Genomic DNA, 23966 nt, shown 5'->3' on the forward strand with positions numbered 1-23966 from the left:
GCATGCGCTGACCGATCCCGCCACGGGCACGACCACCAATGTGGGCGTGCTGCAGGGCGGCATCGTGCCGAACATGGTGGCGCCCCACGCCAAGGCCGAGCTCGATGTGCGCTACACGGCCCAGACCGATCCCGATGCGCTGATGGAGCGCATCCGCGCCATCGTGGAGGAAGAATCCGTGCCCCGCACCCAGGGCCGCGTCACCGCCGTGCGCCGCACCCTGCCCATGGCGCCCACGCCCGATGCGCTGCTGCAGCTGTACCGGCGCGGCGCGCAGTCGCTGGGCTTTGATGTGCAGGGCGAGTTCACGGGCGGCGCGGCCGACAGCGGCCTGACCGCGTCGGTGGGCGTGCCCACGCTGTGCGCCACCGGCCCCGTGGGCGGCCATCCCCATACCGAGCGCGAGTACTGCGAGCTGGCCACCTTCGTGCCGCGCGCGCAGGCCGTGGCCCTCGCCATCTTTGATCACCCCTGATTGCGCTGATACCCATGAAAAACCTGTCCGTGAACCCCTCCCTGAACACCCGCCGCAAGCTGCTGGGCGCAGGCCTTGGCCTGGCGGGCCTGTCCGCGCTGGCGCCGCTGGCCGCACGCGCCGATGACAAGTACCCCTCGCGCCCGATCACGCTGGTCGTGCCGTTTCCGCCCGGCGGTTCGGTGGACATCATGGGCCGCCAGTACGCAGAGCCCCTGTCGCGCATCCTGGGCGCGCCCATCGTGGTGGAGAACCGGCCCGGCGCGGGCGGCTCGGTGGCCACGCAGTACGTGTCGCGCGCCAAGCCGGACGGCTACACCCTGGTCGTGTCCTCGCAGAGCAGCCACCTGGCCAATCCGCTGACCCAGCCCAAGGTGGGCTACGACCCCATCAAGGACTTCGAGAACATTGCCATCCTGGGCCGCCAGCCCAATGCGCTGATGGTGCATTCCAGCCTGCCCGTGAAGAACTTCCAGGAGTTCATCGAGTACGTGAAAAAGCGCCCCGGCCAGGTCAACTACGGCAGCGCCGGCATCGGCAGCATGGGCCAGCTCAATGTGGAAATGCTCAAGGCCGCCACGGGCATCTTCGCCACGCACATTCCCTACCGTGGCGGCTCGCCGCTGGTCACGGCCGCCATCGGCAACGAGGTGCAGTTCATCCTCGACAACCTGGTCTTCATGCTGCCCCACGTGCAGTCGGGCAAGGTGCGCGCCCTGGTCGTGGCCTCGGAGCAGCGCCTGCCCATGCTGCCCGACGTGCCCACCATGGCCGAGGTCGGCTATCCCCAGCTCAACATGAGTTCCTGGACCGGCATTGCGGCGCCTGCGGGCACGCCCGACGCCATCGTCCAGACGCTGTACAAGGCCATCCGCCAGGCGGCCACGGCGCCGGCCATGGTGGCCAGCCTCAAGGAGCGCGGCGTGGTCGCCCCCGAGGAGATGAGTCCCGCCGCCTTCGAGAAGATGATGGCCGAGCGCCTGAAGCTCTTCGGCGAGGTGGTGCGCAAGGCCCATATCGTGGCCGAGTAAGCAGGGCACGCCCAGGGTGCCCCCAGGGCGCTCCGGATGGCCGGGCGCAGCCGACGTATTTCCATAAGGAGGAGACATGAGCATGACCCCTATCGCCCGCCAGGCTGGCAGCCACCCTTCCCGCCGCCGCGTGCTCGGCGCGGGGCTGGGCCTGGGTGTGCTGGCCCCGCTTGCGGCGCTGGCCGCCGAAGGCAAGGCCGCCGGCTACCCCACGCGCCAGATCAGCTTCATCGTGCCGTTTCCGGCCGGTGGCTCGGTGGACGCCATGGCGCGCCAGTACGCCGAGCCCATGGCGCGCATCCTGGGCGTGCCCATCGTGGTGGAGAACCGGCCCGGCGCGGGCGGCTCGGTGGCCGCGCTGGCCGTGGCGCGCGCCAGGCCGGACGGCTACACCCTGGTCGTGTCCTCGCAGAGCAGCCACCTGGCCAATCCGCTGACCCAGCCCAAGGTGGGCTACGACCCCATCAAGGATTTCGAGAACATCGCCATCCTGGGCCGCCTGCCCAATGTGCTGGTCGTGCCCGCGAGCCTGCCCATCCGCAGCTTCGCGGAGTTCATCGCCTATGCCAAAAAGCACCCTGGCCAGCTCAACTACGGCAGCGGCGGCACGGGCAGCATGGGCCAGCTCAACATGGAGATGCTCAAGGCCGACGCGGGCCTGGACATCACCCATGTTCCCTACCGGGGCGGCACGCTGCTGGTCACCTCGGTGCTGGCGGGCGAGGTGCAGGTGTTCTTCGACAACCTCATCTCCATGCTGCCCCACATCCAGGCGGGTAAGGTGCGCGCCCTGGCCGTGGCCTCCGAGCAGCGCGTGGCACAAATTCCCGATGTGCCCACCCTGGCCGAGGTCGGCTACCCGCAGCTGAACATGAGCTCCTGGACCGGCCTGGCCGCGCCGGCCGGCACGCCCGCGCCCGTGGTGCAGGCCCTCTTCAAGGCCGTGCGCCAGGCCGCCACGGCGCCCGCCATGGTGGCCAGCCTGCAGGACCGGGGCGTGACCCCGCCCGAGGAAATGAGCCCTGCCGCCTTCGAGGCCATGATGTCCGAGCGCCTCAAGCGCTTTGGCGAGGTGGTGCGCAGGACGGGCATCGTGGCCGAGTGAGCCTGGCCCGCCAAGGGCCTGCCCTCAGTCCAGCTGCACACCCACCTCGCGCACCAGCCGCCCCCAGTCCGCCAGGTCCTGGCGCAGCGTGTCGGCGAATTGCGCGGGCGTGGTCCGGGGCAGATCGGTCAGGTTGAGCTCGCCCAGCTTTTTGGCCGTGGCCGGGTCCTGCAGCAACTGGTTGATGGCGGCGTTGAGCTTGTCTACGATGGGCTGCGGCGTTTTGGCGGGCGCGAAGACGCCGTACCAGGAATAGTTGTGGAACGGGTAGCCCGCCTCGGTCAGGCTGGGCAGGTCCGGCTGGCTGGGAATGCGCTTGTCGCCGCTGTGGGCGATGGCGCGTACGCGGCCCGCACGCACCAGCTCCACGGTGGAAGAGGTGTCTGCAAACGCCGCCTGCACCTGCCCGCCCAGCAGGCCCTGCACACAGGGGCTGCTGCCCTTGTAGGGCACATGCTGCATCTGCAGGCCGGCCTGCTTGAGCAGGAATTCCATGGTCAGGTGCCCGCCCGAGCCCTGGCCCCAGGAGCAGTAGCTGAGCTGGCCGGGCCGGGCGCTTGCATAGGCCACGAACTCCTTGAGCGTGTGCACGGGCAGATCGCGCGAGACCAGCAGCAGATTGCCGGCGCGCCCTATCTGCGCAATGGGCGTGAAGTCCTTTACCGGGTCATAGGGCACCTTGCGGTAGAGGCTGGGGTTCACGGCCATGGACGCCGTGTAGGTGAACAGCAGCCGGTAGCCGTCCGGCGCACTGCGCGCGGCCTGCTCCACGCCGACCAGGCCGTTGGCGCCGGGCCGGTTGTCCACCACGAAGGGCTGCCTGAGCAGCCGGGTCAGGCCTTCGGCAAACACCCGCGCGATGGTGTCCGTGCCGCCGGCGGCGGCCGTGGGCACGATCAGCGTGACGGGGCGGGCGGGGTAGTTGCCGGCATCCTGTGCCGGCTGGGCGTGGCCTGTGCAGGCCATGGCCAGCAGCAGTGCCAGGGCCATGCCGTGCTTCTTCATCGTCTTCATGCACTTGTCTCCTTGTGTCGCCTTGTGTCGCCTTTCCTGTGCGCGGCCCCGTCAGCGCAGCCCCAGGCGCGCCTGCGTGCCCTGCTCGATCATGTCGGCCCCCACCCGGTAGAGGTTGCGCGAGACATAGCTGTCCACCTCGCGCGCACGCTCGCGCAGCCAGGCGGCCTTGAGGCTGCGGGCCTGGCCGATCTCGGGCGCGTCGCCGGCCGCCGTGGCCAGCACGTCGATCACATGCAGGGCCAACTGCCACTGGCCCGCGTCGGCCAGCGCCTGGGCGCTGGCCACCAGGCCGGGCTTGTCGGTGATGGCCTCGGCAATGGCGGCGCCCGCAGCCTCGGGCGGGGCCGGGTGCAGCGTGGTCGGGTTGCGGTCCCACCAGCCGTTTTCCGAGCGGTAGATGTCGCGCACGATGTAGCTGGGGTCGCCATAGGTGGGCTTCATCCACTCCACGCCGAACAGTTCCTGCGGATAGTCCATGGCCGCGAGCACCTGCTGCTCGTTCAGGCCCTCGTTCATCAGGCGCACGACTTCGGCGCGCAGCCAGCGCAGCGCCTGTGCGGTGTGCAGCAGCACCTGCTGCACGGCCTGCTCGCCCTCGATCACGGGACCGAACTCGCGCACGGCCTTGAGCGGGCGCAGCGCGGCCATGGCCTGCAGCGTGTCGGCCCAGCGCACAGTGTCGCGCAGCGTGCGAAACGGCGTGCCGATGTTCGGGATGGAGTCCAGCAGCGCCGCGCCGCCGTACAGCACGCGCTGGCCGGGGCTCCACAGCGCGATGGCGTCGTCGGTCTCGGACGGCGCCCAGAACAACTCGATGCGGCTGTCCCCGCTGCCTATCTCCAGCCGCGTGTCGAAGGTTTCGGTGGGCTCGTGCATGTCCAGCCGGTGCTCGAAAAAGCCCGCGCTGCGGTTGAACTGGATCTCGGCCATGCGGTGCTGCAGCGCCCGGGTCTCGCGGTAGCGTGCCTGGCGGCGCGGCAGGTTGCGGTGTGTGATGAGGCGCGGCACAGGCTCTCCGCGCGCGGCCGCATGCTCCAGCCAGGCGGGCACGCCCGCGTTGTAGCCGATGTGGCCGTGGCTGTAGCACAGCGCATGCACGGGCGCGTCGCTGAGCCGGCGCAGGCTGGCGATCATGTCCTGGCTGACTTTGCCGCCGGGGCCGGCGTCGATCACCACCAGGCCCGCGTCGGTCTCGGCCACGAAGGACTGGCCCTGGCCGCGCAGTATGTGCAGGCCCGGCGCCACGGTTTCGCTGCCGGTGCCCACCAGCAAGAAGGGCTTGTCGTCGTCTCTGGCGTTCATGGGGTCTCCGGGTCTGGTTCGATGGGGGGCAGGGCGTAGCGGCCGTCCAGCAGTTCGGGCCGTGGCATGTAGGCGCGCAGGCACAGGTAAAAGCCTTCGCGCGGCGCGGGCAGCCAGTTGGCGCGGTGGTCTTCGCTGGCCGGCGGCGCATGGCTGATGTGGATAGTCAACCCGCCATCGCCATCAGTGTCGGGGCGCAGGCCCGGCGTGCGGTCGCCGATGGCATAGCGGTCGATGGGGTTGTCCACCAGCATGCAGTCGTGGGCGCCGTAGAGGGTCAGGGACCAGAAGGCCTGCACGGGCGGCAGCGCGCCTGGGGCAAAGCGCAGCCGGTAGCGGCGGCTGCCATGCAGGGGCCGGCCCTGGGCGTCATGCCAGGCTAGCGGGTAGATGGCCTCGCGGCTTTCCAGCATGCCGATGTACTTGAGCGCAATTTCGGCGCGGGCCTGGAAGTCGTCGCCAAAACTGCCTTCGACCAGGGCGGGGTGTTCCCAGCCCGAGTCCAGGCGCCGGCCCGTGCTGGCCGCGCGCAGCCGGGGCAGCACGCTGTCCAGGGCGCGCTGCAGTGCGGCTTGCTGTTGCGCGTCGGGTGCGCCCAGCCCGGCGCCCAGGCCCACGGCCGCAAAGCGCGCGACCCGTGCGGCATGCCCTGCCGGCGGCGGGTTGTCGCGCAAGGCGGCATTCACCTGGGCTGCATAGTGCTCGGCATTTGGCGGGGCCTGGGGATCGCAGTCCGGGTCGAAGGCACGGGCCTGCGAGGGCGTGCCCGCCTGCCAGTCGGCCAGCGGGCGCACCGCAAAGCCGTCCTGCAGCGCGTGCACGGCGGGCAGGTCATGCTCGCCATCGACCAGGATGCGGCCTATCACCCACAGCCAGGGCGTAGGCGCGGCAATGTGTGCGCCGGGCGCATCGAACGGTGGCGGCAGCGCCCCCTGCCAGCCGGGCGGCGTGACAAGGAAGGAGCGCGCAGCCGTGCCCGTCAGGCGCTGGCCCAGGTGGGCGAAGGGGTTGGTGAAGAAGTCCAGCAGGCCCAGCACGTAGTAGCGGCCCGCCGTGTCGGGCACGTCGATCACCAGCTGCCCGGCGCCCAGGTCCAGCCAGGCGTTGGTGTAGAGCGTGTCGTTGTTGGGCGTGACCACGCGGCTGGTGCCGGCGCGCAGCAGCTGGCGCGCATGCACGAACTGGTTGCACCAGCGCAGCGGTGCGGGCGCAGCCTCGCCGGCCGCATTGCGCCGGGGCGAGGTGGCCGCGCGCATGCGGCGCATCTCGTACAGCGGGCAGGTGTGGATGACGGCCTCCTCGGCCAGGGTGCTCAGGTCCATGGCGTGTCTCATGCGGCCACGGGCTGCAGGGGCGGAACAGGCCATTGGTGTGCGCCTGCCTGCGGGTGGTACATGCGCAGGATGAGGTAGAAGCGCCCGTGCGGCGTGGGCAGCCAGTTGGCGGCGCCCTGTGCCGGCCGGGCATGGCCCAGGTCGATCTGCAGGCTGCCGTCGGCCTCGCGCAGCAAGCCCGGCGTGCGGTCGCCGATGGAGTGGCGGCCGATCTCGTTGCCGTAGAGAAAGCGGTCGGCGTCATACAGGGTGACGGACCAGAAGGCATCGGCCGGCGGCATGTCGGCGGCATCGAAGCGCAGCACATAGCGCTGGCTGCCGTCCAGCGGCTGCAGGCCTGCGTCGTGGTGGGCGGCGGCGTAGATGGCCTCGCTGGTGGCCAGCGCGCCCAGGCCCAGGTAGGCGGTGCGTGCGCGGCCCAGGTACTCGCTGCCGTAGCGGCCGGTGGACGGCGTCATGGTCCACGGCCGGGGACGGCGGTTGCGCCCCATGGCGGCCACGGTGCGCACGCCGTCGGCAAAGCCCTCGGTCAGGCCTTCGCGCACGGGCTCCTCCAGTTGCTCCCACGCCATGTGGGCGCTGGCCACCAGGCCGGCCTGGCCGAACCAGGCCAGCAGCCCCTGGTCCTCCTTGCGGCCAGGCGCCTCGGCCAGCGCATGGCAGAGGTTGGCAAAAAAGCGCGGCGCAACCTCGGCCGCAGGCTCCTGGTTCTCGAAGGCGGCCGCCATGGCGTCCACGGGCGGGCCGACCCAGTTCGTGACGGCGGCCGGGCGGCCTCCTTTCGGCACGCCCGGCGCGGGCTCCAGCCGGATGTCGGCCTGCAGCGCGCGGGCTGCAGGCCAGTCGGGCGCATCGCCCACCACGGTGCGGCCGATCAGCCAGACCAGGTTGCTGGGGCAGTGCACCAGGCGGTGGCCGGCCAGGTGTTCCGGCACCTGGCCGCCCGGCCCGACCAGGACCACGGTCTCGCCTTCGGGCGCGCAGTTGCGCGGGCCCAGGTTCTCGAAATTCTCGGTATAGGCGTCGTACAGGGCCAGCACGAAATAGCGGCCCGGATGCGCGGCGCTGGAGGGCACGGTCAGCAGGCGCGGGCCGTCGGCCAGGTGGATCCAGGCCAGCGAGTACAGCAGGTCGTTGGCGGGCGTGACCACGTCGCGGTCCTCATGGGTGGAGGGGCGCTGGCTGTGGTGCAGCATGTCGAAGTCGCCGCGCATGTCCAGGCCCAGACCCACACTCAGACCGGTGGCGCGCGCGGCGCCGGCATCGGTCTGCAGGCGGCAGGTACGGTAGGTCTCTATCAGCGGATAGCCGTAGACAAAGGCGGCCAGGCCGATGGAGCGCGCCAGGGCGCGGCGGACTTCGGGCAGGGAGGGAGGGGTCGGGTTCATGTCCATTGTTTTCTTCAGGGCAGGAGGGGGTCAGTCGAGGGTCACGCCCGTGGAGCGCGCCAGGTCCAGCGCCACGGGCAAGAAGGCGGCGTAGGCGGCGCTGGCCTCGGCCGGGCTGTTGCCCTGGGCCTCCAGGCCCAGCGCCTCGACACGCTGGCGCACCTGGGGCTCGCGCATCACGGCGGCGACCTCGCGGCCCAGGCGTTCGACGATGGCGTCGGGCGTGCGCGCGGGCGCCATCAGCGAGATCGATCCCGTGATGGCGTACACGGGCTCGCGGTAGCCCTGCTCGGCAAAGGTGGGCACATCGGGCAGGGCCTTGCTGCGGCGCGGTCCGGCCACGGCCAGGGCGCGCAGCTTGCCGGCATCGATGAAGGGCTTGAGCGTGGCGGCCGAGCCCAGCGTCATCTGGATCACGCCGCTGATCAGGTCGATGGACATGGGCCCCTCGCCCTTGTAGGCCACGTGCAGCGACTGCAGGCCGTAGGCCTTGTCCATGAAGACCTGGACCTGGTGCGGCTGCGTGCCCGCCCCCCAGGAACCCATGGCGTACTTGCCCGGCGACTGGCGCACGGCCTCGACCAGGCCCTTGAAGTCCCTGGCCGGCACGGCCGGGTTGACGGCCATCACCATGGAGGGCGAGACCACGTCCGAGACCATGCGCAGCTCGGTGCGCGGGTCGTAGGGCAGCTTCTTGTAGAGCACCAGGTTGGCCGTGATGGGCCCGGGCACGGTCAGCAGCAGGGTGTGGCCGTCGGGCACGCTCTTGGCCACGTGCTCGGTGCCGATGATGCCGCCGGCGCCGCTGCGGTTGTCCACCACCACGGGCTGGCCCAGGCGCTTGGCCAGGCCCTCGGCCAGGATGCGCGCCACGGTGTCGGTGGAGCCGCCGGCCTGGTATTGCACGACGATGCGCACGGGCCGGGCAGGATAGCCGTCCTGGGCCAGCGCGGCGCTGCAGGCCAGGGCAAGGCAGGTCAGTGCGGCGGTGCGCAGCAGGGGTGTGTTCATGGTGGCCTCCGGGCGGGAGATGGAATGGGCATTGGCTTTCATGCAGCCTCCCTGCCGATGACCAGCGCATCGACGGCCACGCAGCCGCCGTCCTCGCGCGGGCGGGCGATCAGGGGGTTGATCTCGGCGCTCTCCAGCGTGGCGCCTGCGCGCTGCGCAAAGCCGGCCAGGGCGCACAGCGTGTCGGCAATGCTGTCCAGGTCCACGCGGGGGCGGCCGCGCGCGCCGTCCAGCACGGCAAAGGCCCGCAGCTCGCGCACCATGGCCAGCGCGTCGTCGCGCGTGATGGGCAGCAGGCGCAGCGCGACATCGCGCAGGATCTCGGCATGGATGCCGCCCAGCCCGAACATCAGCACCGGGCCGAACACCGGGTCGCGGTGCACGCCGGCGATGCACTCCACGCCGCCCTGCACCATGGGGGCGGCCAGCGCGCCGTCGATGTGCGCATCGGGCCGGGCCTGGCGCGCATTGGCCAGGATGCGGTCGAAGGCGGCCTGGGCGCCGGCCGCATCCGTCAGGTTCAGTGCCACGCCGCCCACGTCGGACTTGTGGGCGATGGCATCGCTGCAGACCTTGAGCGCAATGCGTCCGCCCATCTCCTGCGCGGCCTGCACGGCCTCGGCCGCCGTGCGCACCAGCCGGTGCGGCACCACGGGCACGCCGGCTTCGGCCAGCAGGGCCATGCTGCGCTGCTCCGACAGCGTGCCCGCCGGCAGGTGCAGCGCGCTGCCTGCATCGGCCATCGCGGGCAGAGCCTGCGGTGTTTCATGCAGGCGGGCCAGCGCGCCAATGCAGCGTATGGCCGCGCCCGGGTCGGCGAACACCAGGCAGCCCAGCGCCTCCAGCGCATCGCGGCGCTCGGGCGGGCACAGCGTGCTGACGGCCAGCAGGGTGTCTGGATGGTGGGTGCGCAGCGCCTGCACCAGGCTTTGCAGCACGGGCCAGAAGGCGTCGGACAGGCCGCCTGCCGCGAAGAAGCCCAGCCAGCTGTCGAACTGCCGGTCGGCCAGCATCAGGCGGGCGCTGCGCTCCAGCAGCGTCATGTCGTTGGTGACCTGGCCCGTGATGTCCACGGGGTTGCGCGGCGCGGCAAACGGCACCCATTCGCGCAGCTGGCGCTGGGCCGCATCGGACAGCGGTGCCACGTCCAGGCCGGCTGCGCTGGCGTCGTCGGCCATCATGGCGCCCACGCCGCCCGAGACCGTGAACAGTCCGATGGACCGCCCCTTGGGGGCCCGGGCGATGGAGGCACTGGCCGCCAGCGCGAAGAAGTCGGTGATGGAATGCGCGCGCAGCACGCCGTAGCGGCGGAACACCGCGTCATAGACCGCATCGTTGCCCGCCAGCGAGGCCGTGTGCGATGCGGCGGCGGCCGCGCCCAGGGCGCTGGTGCCCACCTTGCACATGACCACGGGCTTGCCGCGCTCCTGCGCCAGGGCCAGGGCCGCGCGCAGCCGGGGGCCGTCGCGGCAGCCTTCCATGTAGGCCATGATCACGTCGGTCTCGGGGTCCTGGGCCAGCCAGGCCAGCCCATCGGCCAGTTGCACATCGGCCTCGTTGCCCGTGGTGGCCCACAGCGACAGGCCCAGCCCGCGCTCGCGCGCCAGGCTGTAGGCATAGGCACCGAAGGCGCCCGACTGGCTGACCATGCCGATGCGCCCGGGCCGCACCAGCCCGCCGCCCGGCGCGGGCGAGAACGTGGCGTAGACCTGGTGGCCGGGGCGCATGAAGCCCAGGCAGTTCGGGCCGATGAGGCGTATGCCCGCCTCCTGCGCGCGCCGCGCCAGCGCCTGCTGGGCGGCCGTGCCGTCGGAGCCGGTCTCGGCATAGCCCGAGGAAAACAGCACCATGGACTGCACGCGCGCGGCGGCCGCATCCTCCAGCACGCCGGCCACCTGCGACTGCGGCACGGCGACGATGGCCAGGTCCACCGGCGCGCCGATGGCGGCCAGCCGCTCGTGCGCGGGCAGGCCCTGCACGCGGCTGGCGCGCGGGTTCACCGCATACAGCGCGCCGCCATAGCCGAAGCGCAGCAGGTAGTCCAGCGGAATGCCGCCGATCTTGCTGGCCTGGTCCGAGGCGCCGACCACGGCGATGGAGCGTGGCGCGAACAGCGCGTCGAGCCGGGAGGTGTCAAAGCAATGGCTGTCGGTCATGTGTGTCCCTCAGAAGTTGTGGCGCACACCCAGCGCCAGGGACCGCACGCCGTCGCCGCTGTTGGCGGCCACCGGCACGTTGGCAATGGCGGCCGAGGCATTGGCCGCGTTGCCCAGCTCCAGCCAGCGCGCGTAGAGCACGGTGCGCTTGCTCAGCGCATAGTCGTAGCCAAGCGTCCAGGTGTTCTGGGCGCGGTCCGTGCCGCCCACCTCGCGCCGCGCCACCGAGACCAGCAGCTTGGAGCGCGCATCCACGCTCCAATCGGCGCCCAGCTGGGCCAGCTTCGCCTTGGGTGTGCCTGCACGGTCCACGCGGTTGATGACGTAGTTGCCCGTCAGGCGCAGGCCGTCCAGGGCCTCCCAGCTGGCCGACAACGCCTGGTACTGGCTGGTGGCGGGCGCGGCCACGGGCGCGGCGGCGCTGCCTTCCACGGACTTCTGGAAGCTGTAGGCCAGGAACCAGGGCTTCTGGTTCCAGCCCAGCGTGGCGCCATAGAGGCGGCCGTTGCTGCTGTTCGGCGAAGCCACTTCGCCGAAGGAATAGGCCAGGTCCGCCAGCCAGGGCCGGCCTGCCGGCGTGCGGTAGCGCACCAGGTTGTTGGCCCGTGCCGCAAACGGCCGCAGGCCGGCCTGGGCATCGGTGGCCGACACCAGGTTCAGCGAGGAAAACAGCGCGTTCATGCCCAGCGGATCGGCGCGGAACAGCGCGCCGAACATGGGCGTGTACATGCGGCCCATCTCCACGGCGCCCCAGCCGCTGTTCAGTCCCACCCAGGCCTGGCGCGTGAAGGCCAGGCCCGGGCCGGGAAGGGTGCCCAGGCCCGTGTCGGGCGCCACGCCGGCCTCCAGCATGAACTGGGCGCGCAGGCCGCCGCCCAGGTCCTCGCTGCCGCGAAAGCCGATGCGCGATGCCGCGCTGCCCCCGTCCTCCAGCCGGCTCAGGCGCGTGGCGCCCGACCTTGCGCTGTTGATGTGGACATCGACGATGCCGAACATCTCCACGCTGCTCTGGGCCCACGCGGACGTGCCCAGGGCCGCCATGCCGCCGGCGGCCAGCCAATGCTTGTGCTTCACGAACTTGTCTCCTTGGTAGCGCCCCGGATGCTTTGCCCGGTGGCTTGCTTGCTACTATCCCGAGCGACAGGGGATGCACTCTGTCAAGCCATTGACAAATGGCGGTACATGGGCACCGGACTAACCCGGGGCCTTCGACATCGTGAGAGAACCATGCGCTCCAAGCCTGCTCCCGTGGCCGACCCTTCGGCGCTGATCCGCCGCGCCCTGGGCCTGTGCCGCATGCTGCGCAACTGGCCGCCCGAGGTGCTGGATGAGCTGACGGCGCTGTCCCGCCTGGGCCGCTACGAGCGCCACCAGCAGGTGCGCGCCGCCGACCCCAAGCGGCGCGAGGTGCTGGTGGTGGCTTCGGGCTGCGTGGAAGTGGGCGGCGTGGACGCCACGGGCTCGCGCTTCGTGCTGTCCATGCACAGCGCGGGCGACATCGTCGGCCTGGCGCGGCTGCTGGAGCACACGCAATTCGTCTACGACTACCACGCGCACCAGCCCACGGTGCTGGTGGAGATTCCCGGCGAGTCCTTCCTGGCCCTGCTCGATGCCCATCCGCCGCTGTGGAAGGACATCTGCCTGCTGGTGCTGGCGCGCATGCACGAGCTGATCGTCGTCCAGCAGCGCCACGCCTTCAGCAACATCGACAACCGCGTGGCCGAGCTGCTGGCGCGGCTGGCCCCCACGCATGGCCAGCCCGCGCCCGACGGGCAGGGCGTGGTGCTGCGCATCTCGCAGAGCGACCTGGCCGCCATGCTGTCGGTCTCGCGCCAGACCATCAACAAGGAGCTGCGCCTGCTGGAGCAGCGCGGCCTGCTGCAGGCCGCCTATGGCCGGCTGACCATCGTCGACCTGGCGGGCCTGCTGCGCCTGGCCGATGCGGGGGCGCGGCCGGGGCCCTAGCCCCGGTCCGCTGGAATCAGTCCTCGTCCAGAGGCGAGGCATCCTCGCCGAACAGGGCCTGGCCGTCGGCGCGCAGCAGCTCCAGCATGTGCCGGGCCGCGGGCGACAGATAGCCGTCGCGCCGGCAGGTCACGCCCAGGTGGCGGCGCAGCGTGGTGGCCGGCAGGCGCACTTCCCTGAGCGTGCGGCTGCGCTCCAGCCGCAGCGTGTGGCGCGAGACGAAGGTCAGCAGATCGGTCTTGGCCACCATGCGCGGCAGCAGCGGTATGGAGCCCGCTTCCACCTGCACCGTGGGCGCCGGCATGCCGCGCGAGGTGAAGGCCTGGTCCAGCCATTGCCGGCTGGGAATGTTGGCGCTGGGCAGGGCCCAGGGATGGCGCAGCAGCGCGGCCATGGTGATGCGCTGGCGCTCGAAGACGGGATGGTCCTGGCGCGCCGCGACCACCACCACATCCTCGGCGATCGGGTGGGAGACCAGCTCCGGATCGCCCTCGGCCGTGAGGCCGATCAGCAGGTCCAGCTGGCCCTCGCGCAGGCGGTCGCGCAGTTCCCAGCTGGGGCCGATCACGATGCTGATGGTGATGCGCCGCCCGTCGGCCAGTGCCTTGCTGCACAGCTCGGGCAGCAGGTGGTCGGCGGCCACCGGCCCGCTGCCGATGCGCACATGGCCGGCATGGCCTTCGTTGAAGTCGCGCACCTCGCGCAGCGCCTCCTGGCTGGCATTGCGCAGCATGCGTGCGCGCGCCAGCAGCACATCGCCCAGCGGCGTGAGGCGTATGCCGCGCCCGGCACGCTCGAACAGCGCGCCGCCCACGGTCAGTTCCAGGCGCTGTATGCATTTGCTCAGCGCGGGCTGGGTGCGCCCCAGCTGTTCTGCGGCCCGGCCCAGGTGCCCGAGGTCGGCCACGATCTCGAAGAAGCGCAGGTCGCGCAGGTGCAGGTCCATCGATGAATAAAAGTGATGTTTGAATGAACATTATCGAATGGACGGAATGGGTGGCGCTCACAAGAATGCGGTGCATCGACAAAGCGAATTGCCCGTTCCCATGACCGCCACTACCCACCCGCCCACCGTTTTCGTGACCGCACCACGCCTGGCGCCCGCCGGGCTGCAGCGCCTGCAGGCGGCGCACTGCCGCGTGCTGTACCTGCAAGACGGCGGCGGCGAGGCCGAGGTTGCCGCCGTGCTGGCACGCGAGAGCGTCGATGCCGTGATCTCGCGCACGGCCACGCTGTCGGCCGCTGCCATCGCGGCCTGTCCCACGCTCAAGGTCATCTCCAAGCACGGCGTGGGCGTGAGCAATATCGATGTGGCCGCAGCCAGCCAGCGGGGCATTCCGGTCTATGTGACGCCGGGCGCCAATGCCCAGTCCGTGGCCGAGATGACGCTGGGCCTGATGTTCGCGGCCGCCCGCCGCATCGCCTGGATGGATGCCGAGCTGCGCGCCGGCCGCTGGTCCCGCGCCCAGGACGGCCTGGAGCTGAGCGGCCGCACCCTGGGCCTGCTGGGCTTTGGCCAGGTGGGCCAGCGCGTGGCGCGCGTGGCGCTGGCGCTGGGCATGCAGGTGGTGGCCTTCGATCCAGCGTTCGATCCGGCCTGCGCCCCAGGGCCCGGCGCCGTGGCGGGCGTGCGCATGCTGGGCTCGGTGGACGAGCTGCTGCCCCTGTCCGATGTGCTCAGCCTGCACGTGCCCCTGAATGCCCGCACGCGCCATCTGCTCGATGCCGGCCGCATCGCCCAGCTGCCGCGCGGCGCCCTGCTGGTCAACACCGCGCGGGGCGAGGTGGTGGACGAGGCGGCGCTGATCGACGCCCTGCGCAGCGGCCACCTGGCCGCCGCCGGCCTGGACACCATGGCCGAGGAGCCTCTGCCTGCGGGCCACGCCCTGGCCGCGCTGGACAACGTGGTGCTGACGCCCCATGTGGGCGGCTCCACGCCCGCCGCGCTGGCGGCCATGGCCGGCATGGCCGCCGCCAATGTGCTGGGCTGGCTGCAGGGCAGCCCCGCCGACCCTTCCCACTGCGTGAACCCCGAGGTTCTGCGCTGAGCTGTTTTTCCCGGAGATTTGCCATGACCACCCCATCCAGCCAATGGCCTGCGGGCTACCGCATCCATCCGCGCGCCGCAGGTCCCGAGGCCGGCGTCGTCCAGGCCTTCAAGGCCATTCCCGTGGCCGCCATCGGCGACGCCATGAGCCGCAATGTCGGCGCCATCGGCCTGCGCCAGTACCACGCGCGGCTGGAGGCCGTTCTCTGCGGCCCGGCCGTCACCGTGCGCGTGCGGCCCGGCGACAACCTCATGATCCACAAGGCGCTGATGATGGTGCAGCCCGGCGATGTGCTGGTCATCGACGGCGGTGGCGATGTCTCGCAGGCCCTGGTCGGCGGCCTGATGCGCACCACCTGCCTGGCGCGTGGCCTGGGCGGCCTGGTCATCGACGGCGCCATCCGCGACCTGTGCGAATGGGCGCAGGACGGCATGCCCATCTTTGCGCGCGGCCACACGCACCGCGGGCCCAGCAAGGACGGCCCGGGCGAGATCAATGTGCCCGTGGCCTGCGCCGGCCTGGCCGTGCTGCCCGGCGACCTGATCGTGGGCGATGCCGACGGCGTGATCGCCGTGCCCGCAGCCGAGGCCGCCGAGGTGCTGCGCCGCAGCCAGGCCCACCTGGCCCGCGAGGCCGTCATCCGCGAGACCAACCGCAGCGGCACGGCCGACCCCGAGCGCTTCGACGCCGTGCTGCGCGCCAAGGGCCTGCCGGTCTAGCGTCTAGCGCGCAGGCCGCGCCCGACTTTTCCCGCCACAACGATTCCAAGGAGACAAACAATGACAATGCGCAGACGGCATCTTCTGGGCGGCGCTGCCGCCGCCCTGGCCACGGCCTTTCCTGCACTGGCGCTGGCCCAGGGCGAATGGCCGCAGCGGCCCGTGCGCCTGGTCGTGCCGTTTCCGCCCGGCGGCGGCACGGATGCCACCTCGCGCCTGGTGGCCGACCGGCTCAACCTCGCCATGGGCTGGACCATGGTCATAGACAACAAGCCCGGCGCGGGCGGCAACATCGGCCTGGATGCCGTGGCCAAGGCCGCGCCGGACGGCTACACCATCGGCATGGGGCAGGCCGCCAACCTGGCCATCAATCCCAGCCTCTACGCCAAGATGCCCTTCGATGCGCTCAAGGACTTCACGCCCATCGCCAGCGTGGCCCTGCAGCCCGTGGTGCTGACCGTGCGGCGCGACTCGCCCTTCAAGAACCTGCAGGACTTCATCAAGGCGGCCAAGGCCAGGCCCGGCACCTACGGCATCGCCCAGGCCGGCAATGGCACGGTTGGCCACCTGGCCGGGGAAATGCTGGCACGCCGCGCGGGCATCGAGGTGCTGCAGGTGCCCTACAAGGGCGCCAATACCGCCCTCACCGACCTGATGGGCGGGCAGGTGGACCTGTACTTCGGCAACACGGTGTCGGTGATGTCGCAGCTGGCCACGGGCAAGATCCGTGCGCTGGCCGTCACCTCGGCCCAGCGCGTGCCGTCCCTGCCCGACGTGCCCACGGTGGCCGAGCAGGGCTATCCGGGCTTCGAGGCCTCCACCTGGCTGGGCCTGGTGGGGCCGGCCAACCTGCCCGCCCCCATCGCCGAGCGCATTGCCGACGCGACCATGAAGCTGCTGGCCACCAAGGAGGTCAAAGAGAAGCTGGCCCAGGAAGGCAGTATGGCCACGCCCGCCAATGGCGCGCAGTTCGGCGAGTGGATTCGCAGCGAGCACGCCAAATGGGGCAAGCTGATCCGCGAGGGCAAGTTCCAGATCAACTGACCATGGCAGCCCCAATCGAGGTCGACCGGCTCGACACCCCAAGTTCCTCCGCACCCCTACCCGCACTCTTGGGTGCGGGCCAGGCCTCCTCCACGCCGCGCAGGCTCAGGCGCATCCTGTCGCTCGATGATTTCGAGCGGGCGGCGCGCCACCACCTGCCTGCGCCCATCTTCGCCTACGTCAGCGGCGGCTGCGAGACCGACAAATCCCTGCGCGCCAACCGCGAGGCCTTCGATGCCCACCGCTGGGTGACGCGCGTGCTCACCGACACTTCGCGGCGCACGCTGGCCACGCCGCTGCTGGGCCAGACCTGGGCTGCGCCCTTCGGCATCGCGCCCATGGGCATCAGCGCGCTGTCGGCCTACCGGGGCGACCTGGTGCAGACGCGCGCGGCGGCGGCCGCCCGCATCCCGGCCATCCTGAGCGGCACCTCGCTGATCCGCATGGAGGAGGTGGTCCAGGCCAATCCCCAGGCCTGGTTCCAGGCCTATGTGCCCGGCGAGAACGAACGCATCGTGCAGTTGCTGGGGCGCGTGGAGGCCGCAGGCTTCGCCACCCTGGTCGTCACCGTGGACACGCCCGTGTCGGGCAACCGCGAGAACAACATCCGCGCGGGCTTCTCGACGCCGCTGCGGCCCGGCCTGCGCCTGGCGTGGGAGGGCATCACCCATCCGCGCTGGCTGCTGGGCACGGCGCTGCGCACGCTGGTGCGGCACGGCATGCCGCACTTCGAGAACTCGCAGGCCACGCGCGGCGCGCCCATTCTCTCGTCCACCGTCACGCGCGACTTCGGCGCACGCGACCACCTGAGCTGGGAACACCTGGCCCTGATACGCCGGCGCTGGAAGGGCCGCCTCGTGGTCAAGGGCATCCTCAGCCCGCAGGACGCGCTGGCCGCGCGCGATGCCGGGGCCGACGCCATCATCCTGTCCAACCACGGCGGCCGCCAGCTCGATGGCGCGGTCTCGCCCCTGCACATGCTGCCCCTGGTGGTGGGTGCGCTGGGGCCGGACTACCCGGTGATGATCGACAGCGGCTTTCGCAGGGGCAACGACGTGCTGGTGGCGCTGGCCCTGGGCGCACACTTCGTCTTCGTGGGGCGACCCTTCAACTATGCGGGCGCCGTGGGCGGCGAGGCCGGCGTGCTGCACGCCATCGCCATCCTGGCGGCCGAGATGCGGCGCAACATGGCCCTGATCGGCGTGCAAAACCTGCAGCAGCTGGGGCCGCAGCATCTGCGACCGCGTTAGCCACGCGCCAGTCCCCAGGGTGGCGTGCCCCGCAATTGGCCCACGGTTTCGCGGCGATGGGAAAATGGCGGAATGACCGCCTCCACCAACACCCTCACGATCACCCGTCCCGATGACTGGCACCTGCACGTGCGCGATGGCGAAGCCATGCGCAGCGTGGTGCCGCATACGGCCGCGCAGTTTGCGCGCGCCATCATCATGCCCAACCTCAAGCCGCCGGTGACCACCGCCGAGCAGGCGCTGGAGTACAAGCAGCGCATCCTCTCGGCCGTGCCCGAGGGCATGGCCTTCGAGCCGCTGATGACGCTGTACCTCACCGACAACCTGCCGCCCGAGGAAATCGTGCGCGCCAAGGCGGCCGGCGTCGTGGCCTGCAAGCTCTACCCGGCTGGCGCCACCACCAACAGCGACCACGGCGTCACCGACCTGCGCAAGATCTACCCCACTTTGGAAGCCATGCAGCGCGAAGGCCTGCTGCTGCTTGTGCACGGCGAAGTCACCAGCAGCGACATCGACCTGTTCGACCGCGAGGCCGCCTTCATCGACCAGCACCTGATTCCGCTGCGCCGCGACTTCCCCGAACTCAAGATCGTCTTCGAGCACATCACCACGCGCGAAGCCGCCCAGTACGTGACCGAGGCCGACCGCTTCGTGGGCGCCACCATCACGCCCCAGCATCTGCTGTTCAACCGCAATGCCATCTTCACGGGCGGCATCCGTCCGCACTACTACTGCCTGCCCGTGCTCAAGCGCGAGACGCACCGCCTGGCCCTGGTGGAGGCGGCCACCAGCGGCCAGCCCAAGTTCTTCCTGGGCACGGACAGCGCGCCGCACGCGGCCCATCTCAAGGAGCACGCCACCGGCTGCGCGGGCTGCTACAGCGCCCATGCCGCCATCGAGATGTATGCCGAGGCCTTCGACAATGCCGGCGCGCTGGACAAGCTCGAAGCCTTCGCCAGCTTCAACGGCCCGGACTTCTACAGCCTGCCGCGCAACACCGGCAAGATCACCCTGGTGCGCGAAAGCTGGACGCCGCCGGACAGCTTCGCCTTCGGCGAGGCGCAACTGAAGCCGCTGCGCTCCGGCGAAGCCCTGCCCTGGAAGCTGGTTTAAGCTGGCGGGACTGCCACCCGCCAGAGGATTGCCATGCCTGAGCCGCAACCGCGCATCGCCCTGCTGATCGACGCCGACAACGCGCCGGCCGAGATGATCGACGAGATCCTGACCGAGCTGTCGACCTTCGGCGTCATCGACATCCGCCGCGCCTACGGCAACTGGACCAAGCATTCGCTCAGCGGCTGGCAGCGCAAGCTGCTCGATTTCGCACTGCGGCCCATGCAGCAGTTCGACTACTCCAAGCACAAGAACGCCACCGACATGGCGATGACCGTGGATGCCATGGAGCTGCTCTACACCGAGCGGCCCGACGCCTTCGGCATCGTCTCCTCCGACGCCGACTTCACCCCGCTGGTGATGCACCTGCGCTCCAAGGGCGCGGCCGTCTACGGCTTCGGCATGGCGCAGACACCCCAGCCCTTCGTCAATGCCTGCTCGCGCTTTCTGTACCTGGAGGCGCTGGGCGAGGCGGCGCCCGCCAACGGCAATGGCCAGGACGCCGCGCATGAGGCGGGCCAGGCTGCGGTGCCTCCCGTGGCCGCATCCGCCGCCGCCGCGCCCCAGCCGCCCAACGGTGCCGGCAAGGAACGCGCGCCGGCCCAGGCCGAGCAGGCACCTTCCTCTTTGTCCGCTCCCGAGCCGCAGCGCCCCTGCCTGCGTGTTCCTTCGCAGGAACTGCGCCAGGACACGCGCCTGCTGAGCATGCTGCGCAGCGCCGTCAACGCCACGCAGGATGAAAGCGGCTGGGCCCATGTGGGCGCCGTGGGCGCGCAGATCGGCAACAAGGCCTCGTTCGATGCGCGCAACTACGGCTATGCCACGCTCACCAAGCTGCTGGCGGCCACGCAGGCGTTCGAGATGCGCGACGAAGGCACCTCGCGCGTGGCCGTGCGCGACAAGCGCCTGGCCAAGGCCCAGTCCAGGCCGTCCGGCAATTGACGTTTCCCATCGACTGGAATGCGCCCTGGCTGCAGGGGCTGCAAACGCAGGGCAGGGCGGCTTGCCAGCGGGTGGCGCAGGGCCGGCCGGTCTGGCAGGCCTTGCAGTCACTGGCCGACGCACAGGCGCTGCCCTGGCGCTTTGTGCCCCAGCACGACCTGCCCGAAGGCAAGGCCTACGAGCAATTCATCTTCGAGACGCGCTGCATCCCCACGCGCGACAACCTGCATGACTTCTTCAACGGCCTGATCTGGTTGCGCTGGCCCGCGCTCAAGCAGCGCTGCAACGCCCTGCAGGCCCGCGCCATTGCCCAGGCGGGCGTGGGCGCGCAGCGCGGGCCGCTGCGCGATGCCGTCACCGTGCTGGACGAGAACGGCGCCCTGCTGCTGGCGCCGGCCGCGCTGTGCGAGGCGCTGCGCCACCGGCGCTGGCACCAGCTCTTCGTGGAGCGGCGCGCGCTGTGGCGCCAGGCCAGGCTGCTGCCCATAGGCCATGCGCTGCTGGAAAAGCTGGTGCAGCCGCGCAAGCCCATCACGGCCCATGTGCTGTGCGTGCACACGGATGGTGCAGGCGCCACGGCAGGCCCCGCCACGGCGGACATCGACGCCTGGCTGGCCGGCAGCATCTGGCTGGAGGCCGACACGCTGGCGTGCAAGCCTTTTGCACCCTTGCCCGTGCTGGGCGTGCCCGGCTGGTGGCGCGAGAACGAGAACTTTTCCTTCTATGATGACTCTCTCGTGTTCCGGGCGCCCCGTTCCGCACAAGCATCACAACAAGGAATGGCAACGGCGCATGACCCGGCTTGAAAACAGCCGGTGGGGCCCTCACTTTTCAACGCTGCAGGGCCCAGATCCTTCCCCCTTTCCCCACTTTGTGGAGAACCCACTGATGAAACGCATCGCACTTTTTCTTTTGACCAACGTCGCCGTCGTGGTGGTGCTGGGCATCGTCGCCAGCCTGCTGGGCGTCAACCGCTTCCTGACCTCCAATGGCCTGAACCTCGGGGCCCTGCTGGGCTTCGCCTTCATCATGGGCTTTGGCGGCGCCATCATCTCGCTGCTGATCTCCAAGCCGCTGGCCAAGTGGAGCTCGGGCGTGCACGTGATCAACGAGCCGCGCAATGCCGATGAGGCCTGGATCGTCAACACCGTGCGCGGCTTCGCCGACCGTGCCGGCATCGGCATGCCCGAAGTCGGCATCTACGAGGGCGAGCCCAATGCCTTCGCCACCGGCGCCTTCAAGAACTCGGCCCTGGTGGCCGTGTCCACGGGCCTGCTGGAAGGCATGACGCGCGAAGAGGTGGAGGCCGTGATCGGCCACGAGGTCGCCCACATCGCCAATGGCGACATGGTGACCATGACCCTGATCCAGGGCGTGATGAACACCTTCGTGGTCTTCCTGTCGCGCGTCATCGGCTATGCCGTGGACAGCTTCCTGCGCAAGAACGACGAAAGCAGCTCGGGCCCCGGCATCGGCTACTACGTGACCACCATCGTGCTGGACATCGTGCTGGGCTTCCTGGCCGCCATCATCGTGGCCTGGTTCTCGCGCCAGCGCGAATTCCGCGCCGACGCGGGCGCCGCCCAGCTCATGGGCCGCAAGCAGCCGATGATGAATGCGCTGGCCCGCCTGGGCGGCATGCACCCCGGCGAGCTGCCCAAGAGCGTGGCCGCCATGGGCATTGCTGGCGGCATCGGCAAGCTGTTCTCGACCCACCCGCCGATCGAAGAGCGCATTGCCGCGCTGCAAAACGCGCAGAACCTCTGATTCAGCATCAGGTTCGACACGCTGGAGTCTGTCCAGTGGGAGCCCGGTCATCGACTGGGCTCCGCTTCCAGAAGCTCCATCAGAAATGCTTGTCCGGTGCTCCATTTTTGCGAATGTAGTAACGTACAAGCATTTTCTTTGACGGAGGTGCGTCATGCAGATCTCGACCTTCAGCAGCCGTGAATTCAACCAGCATGTTTCCGCTGCCAAGAAAGCGGCCAGCGGTGATGACGTGGTCTACATCCTGGACCGGGGGCAACCTGCCCACGTGCTGATGAGCATTGAGAAATTCCGTGAACTGTCGGGGCAGACCCGGAACATTCTTCAATTGCTGGCCATGCCCGAGGCCGCCGATATCGATTTCGACATTGAGCGCACGAAGGATTTGCCGCGCGCCGTGGACCTGTCCTGATGTATCTGGTGGACTCCAACATCGTTTCCGAACTGCGCAAGGCATCGTCGGGCCGCGCGAACGATGGCGTTGTGGCCTGGGCGCAATCGGTCGCGGCCGAGTCCCTTTTCATCAGCGCGATCACGCTGATGGAGCTGGAGAAAGGCGTGCAGTTGAAAGCCCGGCAAGACCCGGTTGCCGGGCAGGTGCTGCGCCGCTGGCTGGTGGAACGCGTGTTCACGGCCTTTCAGGGGCGTGTGCTGCCAGTGGATGCGATGGTTGCCATGGAAAACGCGGCCTACCACGTGCCTGTGCCGCGGCCGCTGGCCGACAGCCTGATCGCGGCCACGGCGAAGGTGCATGGCTTGTGCGTGGTCACCCGCAACATCAAGGATTTCGAGCCGTTCCATGTTCATGGAGTGCGCGTCTTGAACCCTTGGATGTAGGGCCCGTCTCAACCTCAGGTACAGCCAGACTTGATCTTTACCCAGGCTTCACAAGCCCCTGTCAACAACCGGCAGGGGCTTTTTCGTTGTATCTGCATGGCCGCCCGAAGTGCGGCCAGGAGTGCATCGTGAAGTCTGTATCGATTCAAACGCCGGGCCGTCGCCTGGTTCCGGCCCTGGTCCTGGCTGCCGCCACCGTGGCATTGACCGGCTGCGTGGTGGCGCCTGCCTATCCCGTAGGTCCTTCGGGCGAGGTGGTCTACGCGCCCATGGCGCCGCCGCCCCTGCAGACCGAGGTCATTCCGGTCGCTCCCTCGCCCGTCCATGTCTGGATCGGCGGCTCCTGGGGCTGGGGTGGCGGCCGCTATGCCTGGCGCCCCGGCTACTGGGCCGCGCCGCCGCATCCCGGCTATGCCTGGCGTCCGCACGGCTGGGACCATGGCCCGCGTGGCTGGTACCAGCGTCCGGGCGGCTGGTACCGCCGCTGATTCAGGTGGCAGCAGCGTCGCCGCTGCCGCTGCCGCTGCCGCCCTGGCCGGCCTTGGCCAGCAGGAAGTCGATGCAGGTGCGCACGGCCCGCGTCTGATGGCGGTCGGGCAGGTACAGCAGGTACATGTGGGTGCCGAAGATGCTCAGGCGGTACTCCTGCAGGGTCAGCACCACCTCGCCGCTGGCCACCTTGTCCTGCACCACGTAGTCGGGCACCAGGCCCACGCCCAGGCCCGCCAGAATGCCCTGGCGCAGGAAGGGGAAGTGCTCGGAGATCATGGTCGGCGCCAGCAGCACCTCCTGGCGGTCCGTTCCCTGGTAGGCCGACAGGCGCAGCTGGCGGCCCATCACGCCGGCCGTGATCAGCGGGCTGTTGCGCAGCTCGTAGAGCGTGGTGGGCAGGCCGTGCTGCTGCGCATACTCGCGTGAGGCGCAGGCCACGTAGTGCACATTGCCCAGGCTGCGCGCAATCACCGACAGCGGCGGCTCCTGGATCACGCGGATGGCGATGTCCACCTCGTCGCGCAAATGGTCGGCCCGGTTCTCGAACAGCACATCCAGCACGATGCCCGGATACAGCCGCTTGAACTCGATCAGCCAGTCGCTCATCACGATCTGCCCATAGCCGCTGGGCACGCTCAGCCCCACGCGGCCCGCCATCCCCTGGCCCAGCGACGTGATCGTCTCGCGCGCCGACATCATCTCGTTCTGGATCGCGCGGCCATGCTCGTACATCCGCATCCCCACCTCGGTCGGCTCCACGCGCCGCGTGGTGCGCCGCACCAGCTGCACCCCCACCGATTTTTCCAGCTGCGTCAGGTGATAGCTCACATTGGCCCGCGTCATCTTCAGCTTGCGCGCCGCCTGGCTCAGATTGCCGCTATCGATGATTTCCACCAGCAGGGTTAGCGAGTTCAGATCCATTCAGTTCACCAAGCAAAACAGCGAGATCGAGCGCAAGAGCAGAGGGCAT

At 70.0% G+C, this 23966-nt stretch carries 24 protein-coding genes; 15 read left to right on the forward strand and 9 right to left on the reverse strand.

All coding sequences use genetic code 11. The features are described 5' to 3' along the window. The 3 genes from JHD82_RS20750 to JHD82_RS20760 all read left to right on the forward strand — a co-directional run. A partial coding sequence (locus JHD82_RS20750; protein WP_199138507.1) for a M20/M25/M40 family metallo-hydrolase occupies positions 1-475 on the forward strand: 475 nt, incomplete at its 5' end. Positions 476-489: 14 nt separating this feature from the next. After that, entirely contained in the window at positions 490-1506 is a 1017-nt protein-coding gene (locus tag JHD82_RS20755; RefSeq protein WP_088166052.1) for a tripartite tricarboxylate transporter substrate binding protein, read from the forward strand. 76 nt (positions 1507-1582) lie between these two features. Next, positions 1583-2611, forward strand: a complete 1029-nt coding sequence (locus tag JHD82_RS20760) for a tripartite tricarboxylate transporter substrate binding protein (RefSeq protein ID WP_199138509.1) — start codon at positions 1583-1585, stop codon at positions 2609-2611. A 24-nt stretch (positions 2612-2635) separates the two neighbouring features. Here JHD82_RS20760 and JHD82_RS20765 read toward each other — a convergent pair whose 3' ends face one another. The 7 genes from JHD82_RS20765 to JHD82_RS20795 are packed head-to-tail and all read right to left on the reverse strand — an operon-like array spanning position 2636 to position 11893. Continuing rightward, positions 2636-3625 (reverse strand): tripartite tricarboxylate transporter substrate binding protein, encoded by a 990-nt coding sequence (locus tag JHD82_RS20765; protein ID WP_199138511.1) that lies wholly within the window; start codon positions 3623-3625, stop codon positions 2636-2638. Positions 3626-3676: 51 nt separating this feature from the next. After that, positions 3677-4930, reverse strand: a complete 1254-nt coding sequence (locus JHD82_RS20770; protein WP_199138513.1) for an alkyl sulfatase dimerization domain-containing protein — start codon at positions 4928-4930, stop codon at positions 3677-3679. Continuing rightward, positions 4927-6252: a DUF1254 domain-containing protein gene (locus JHD82_RS20775; protein WP_199138515.1), complete on the reverse strand. Its 1326-nt coding sequence runs from the start codon at positions 6250-6252 to the stop codon at positions 4927-4929. Before JHD82_RS20775 ends, JHD82_RS20770 begins: the two co-directional genes overlap by 4 nt. Before the next feature lie 8 nt (positions 6253-6260). Further along, the gene (locus tag JHD82_RS20780; protein WP_199138517.1) at positions 6261-7658 is read right to left on the reverse strand and encodes a DUF1254 domain-containing protein; all 1398 of its coding nucleotides are present in this window, start codon (positions 7656-7658) and stop codon (positions 6261-6263) included. Between the two features lie 24 nt (positions 7659-7682). Beyond that, a complete protein-coding gene (locus JHD82_RS20785; RefSeq protein WP_199138519.1) occupies positions 7683-8705 on the reverse strand; it encodes a tripartite tricarboxylate transporter substrate binding protein in 1023 nt (340 codons plus the stop codon). Continuing rightward, a complete protein-coding gene (locus JHD82_RS20790; protein ID WP_199138521.1) occupies positions 8702-10819 on the reverse strand; it encodes an acetate--CoA ligase family protein in 2118 nt (705 codons plus the stop codon). The genes JHD82_RS20785 and JHD82_RS20790 overlap by 4 nt, the downstream gene beginning before the upstream one ends. A 9-nt stretch (positions 10820-10828) precedes the next feature. After that, entirely contained in the window at positions 10829-11893 is a 1065-nt protein-coding gene (locus tag JHD82_RS20795; RefSeq protein WP_199138523.1) for a porin, read from the reverse strand. A 153-nt stretch (positions 11894-12046) separates the two neighbouring features. On the opposite strand from JHD82_RS20795, the gene JHD82_RS20800 reads away from it, so the two are divergent. Next, positions 12047-12784 carry a Crp/Fnr family transcriptional regulator gene (locus JHD82_RS20800; protein ID WP_013804161.1) on the forward strand — a complete coding sequence of 246 codons (738 nt, stop codon included), beginning with the start codon at positions 12047-12049 and terminating at the stop codon, positions 12782-12784. A 16-nt stretch (positions 12785-12800) separates the two neighbouring features. On the opposite strand, the gene JHD82_RS20805 is transcribed toward JHD82_RS20800, so the two are convergent. Next, a complete protein-coding gene (locus JHD82_RS20805; RefSeq protein ID WP_013804160.1) occupies positions 12801-13730 on the reverse strand; it encodes a LysR family transcriptional regulator in 930 nt (309 codons plus the stop codon). Between the two features lie 100 nt (positions 13731-13830). Here JHD82_RS20805 and JHD82_RS20810 point away from each other — a divergent pair, with 100 nt between their 5' ends. The 11 genes from JHD82_RS20810 (at position 13831) to JHD82_RS20860 (ending at position 22992) form a co-directional block, all read left to right on the forward strand. Continuing rightward, the gene (locus JHD82_RS20810) at positions 13831-14832 is read left to right on the forward strand and encodes a hydroxyacid dehydrogenase (protein ID WP_180318099.1); all 1002 of its coding nucleotides are present in this window, start codon (positions 13831-13833) and stop codon (positions 14830-14832) included. 23 nt (positions 14833-14855) lie between these two features. Continuing rightward, positions 14856-15551 (forward strand): RraA family protein, encoded by a 696-nt coding sequence (locus JHD82_RS20815; protein WP_012203312.1) that lies wholly within the window; start codon positions 14856-14858, stop codon positions 15549-15551. A gap of 60 nt (positions 15552-15611) precedes the next feature. Next, positions 15612-16595 (forward strand): tripartite tricarboxylate transporter substrate binding protein, encoded by a 984-nt coding sequence (locus JHD82_RS20820; RefSeq protein WP_013804158.1) that lies wholly within the window; start codon positions 15612-15614, stop codon positions 16593-16595. A gap of 2 nt (positions 16596-16597) precedes the next feature. After that, entirely contained in the window at positions 16598-17845 is a 1248-nt protein-coding gene (locus JHD82_RS20825) for an alpha-hydroxy acid oxidase (RefSeq protein WP_199138525.1), read from the forward strand. Positions 17846-17917: 72 nt separating this feature from the next. Then, positions 17918-18958 (forward strand): dihydroorotase, encoded by a 1041-nt coding sequence (gene pyrC, locus JHD82_RS20830; protein ID WP_199138527.1) that lies wholly within the window; start codon positions 17918-17920, stop codon positions 18956-18958. 33 nt (positions 18959-18991) lie between these two features. Further along, a complete protein-coding gene (locus JHD82_RS20835; protein WP_199138529.1) occupies positions 18992-19900 on the forward strand; it encodes an NYN domain-containing protein in 909 nt (302 codons plus the stop codon). Next, positions 19897-20706, forward strand: a complete 810-nt coding sequence (locus JHD82_RS20840) for a DUF3025 domain-containing protein (protein WP_199138531.1) — start codon at positions 19897-19899, stop codon at positions 20704-20706. Before JHD82_RS20835 ends, JHD82_RS20840 begins: the two co-directional genes overlap by 4 nt. An 82-nt stretch (positions 20707-20788) precedes the next feature. Next, positions 20789-21667, forward strand: coding sequence for a protease HtpX (htpX, locus tag JHD82_RS20845; protein ID WP_013804154.1), 879 nt, complete (start codon positions 20789-20791; stop codon positions 21665-21667). 154 nt (positions 21668-21821) lie between these two features. Beyond that, the gene (locus JHD82_RS20850) at positions 21822-22079 is read left to right on the forward strand and encodes a type II toxin-antitoxin system Phd/YefM family antitoxin (RefSeq protein ID WP_012203319.1); all 258 of its coding nucleotides are present in this window, start codon (positions 21822-21824) and stop codon (positions 22077-22079) included. After that, complete coding sequence (locus JHD82_RS20855; RefSeq protein ID WP_199138533.1) at positions 22079-22504, forward strand: type II toxin-antitoxin system VapC family toxin; 426 nt, start codon at positions 22079-22081, stop codon at positions 22502-22504. The genes JHD82_RS20850 and JHD82_RS20855 overlap by 1 nt, the downstream gene beginning before the upstream one ends. Positions 22505-22632: 128 nt before the next feature. Further along, positions 22633-22992 (forward strand): YXWGXW repeat-containing protein, encoded by a 360-nt coding sequence (locus JHD82_RS20860; RefSeq protein WP_012203321.1) that lies wholly within the window; start codon positions 22633-22635, stop codon positions 22990-22992. Position 22993: 1 nt separating this feature from the next. Here the strand turns inward: JHD82_RS20860 and JHD82_RS20865 are convergent, their stop codons facing one another. Continuing rightward, the gene (locus JHD82_RS20865) at positions 22994-23917 is read right to left on the reverse strand and encodes a LysR family transcriptional regulator (RefSeq protein ID WP_100566303.1); all 924 of its coding nucleotides are present in this window, start codon (positions 23915-23917) and stop codon (positions 22994-22996) included. Positions 23918-23966: the final 49 nt, after the last annotated feature.

Source organism: Delftia sp. ASV31 (genome assembly GCF_016428765.1).
Lineage (GTDB): Bacteria > Pseudomonadota > Gammaproteobacteria > Burkholderiales > Burkholderiaceae_C > Comamonas > Comamonas acidovorans.

Bases quoted from the DNA above. Each gene is read 5' to 3' on its own strand.
- JHD82_RS20790 (WP_199138521.1), bottom strand. From the start codon at position 10,819: ATGACCGACAGCCATTGCTTTGACACCTCCCGGCTCGACGCGCTGTTC.
- JHD82_RS20835 (WP_199138529.1), top strand. From the start codon at position 18,992: ATGCCTGAGCCGCAACCGCGCATCGCCCTGCTGATCGACGCCGACAAC.
- JHD82_RS20810 (WP_180318099.1), top strand. From the start codon at position 13,831: ATGACCGCCACTACCCACCCGCCCACCGTTTTCGTGACCGCACCACGC.
- JHD82_RS20800 (WP_013804161.1), top strand. From the start codon at position 12,047: ATGCGCTCCAAGCCTGCTCCCGTGGCCGACCCTTCGGCGCTGATCCGC.
- JHD82_RS20780 (WP_199138517.1), bottom strand. From the start codon at position 7,658: ATGGACATGAACCCGACCCCTCCCTCCCTGCCCGAAGTCCGCCGCGCC.
- JHD82_RS20755 (WP_088166052.1), top strand. From the start codon at position 490: ATGAAAAACCTGTCCGTGAACCCCTCCCTGAACACCCGCCGCAAGCTG.
- JHD82_RS20775 (WP_199138515.1), bottom strand. From the start codon at position 6,252: ATGGACCTGAGCACCCTGGCCGAGGAGGCCGTCATCCACACCTGCCCG.
- JHD82_RS20825 (WP_199138525.1), top strand. From the start codon at position 16,598: ATGGCAGCCCCAATCGAGGTCGACCGGCTCGACACCCCAAGTTCCTCC.
- JHD82_RS20865 (WP_100566303.1), bottom strand. From the start codon at position 23,917: ATGGATCTGAACTCGCTAACCCTGCTGGTGGAAATCATCGATAGCGGC.
- JHD82_RS20850 (WP_012203319.1), top strand. From the start codon at position 21,822: ATGCAGATCTCGACCTTCAGCAGCCGTGAATTCAACCAGCATGTTTCC.
- pyrC (WP_199138527.1), top strand. From the start codon at position 17,918: ATGACCGCCTCCACCAACACCCTCACGATCACCCGTCCCGATGACTGG.
- JHD82_RS20760 (WP_199138509.1), top strand. From the start codon at position 1,583: ATGAGCATGACCCCTATCGCCCGCCAGGCTGGCAGCCACCCTTCCCGC.
- htpX (WP_013804154.1), top strand. From the start codon at position 20,789: ATGAAACGCATCGCACTTTTTCTTTTGACCAACGTCGCCGTCGTGGTG.
- JHD82_RS20770 (WP_199138513.1), bottom strand. From the start codon at position 4,930: ATGAACGCCAGAGACGACGACAAGCCCTTCTTGCTGGTGGGCACCGGC.
- JHD82_RS20855 (WP_199138533.1), top strand. From the start codon at position 22,079: ATGTATCTGGTGGACTCCAACATCGTTTCCGAACTGCGCAAGGCATCG.
- JHD82_RS20805 (WP_013804160.1), bottom strand. From the start codon at position 13,730: ATGGACCTGCACCTGCGCGACCTGCGCTTCTTCGAGATCGTGGCCGAC.
- JHD82_RS20765 (WP_199138511.1), bottom strand. From the start codon at position 3,625: ATGAAGACGATGAAGAAGCACGGCATGGCCCTGGCACTGCTGCTGGCC.
- JHD82_RS20820 (WP_013804158.1), top strand. From the start codon at position 15,612: ATGACAATGCGCAGACGGCATCTTCTGGGCGGCGCTGCCGCCGCCCTG.
- JHD82_RS20815 (WP_012203312.1), top strand. From the start codon at position 14,856: ATGACCACCCCATCCAGCCAATGGCCTGCGGGCTACCGCATCCATCCG.
- JHD82_RS20785 (WP_199138519.1), bottom strand. From the start codon at position 8,705: ATGAAAGCCAATGCCCATTCCATCTCCCGCCCGGAGGCCACCATGAAC.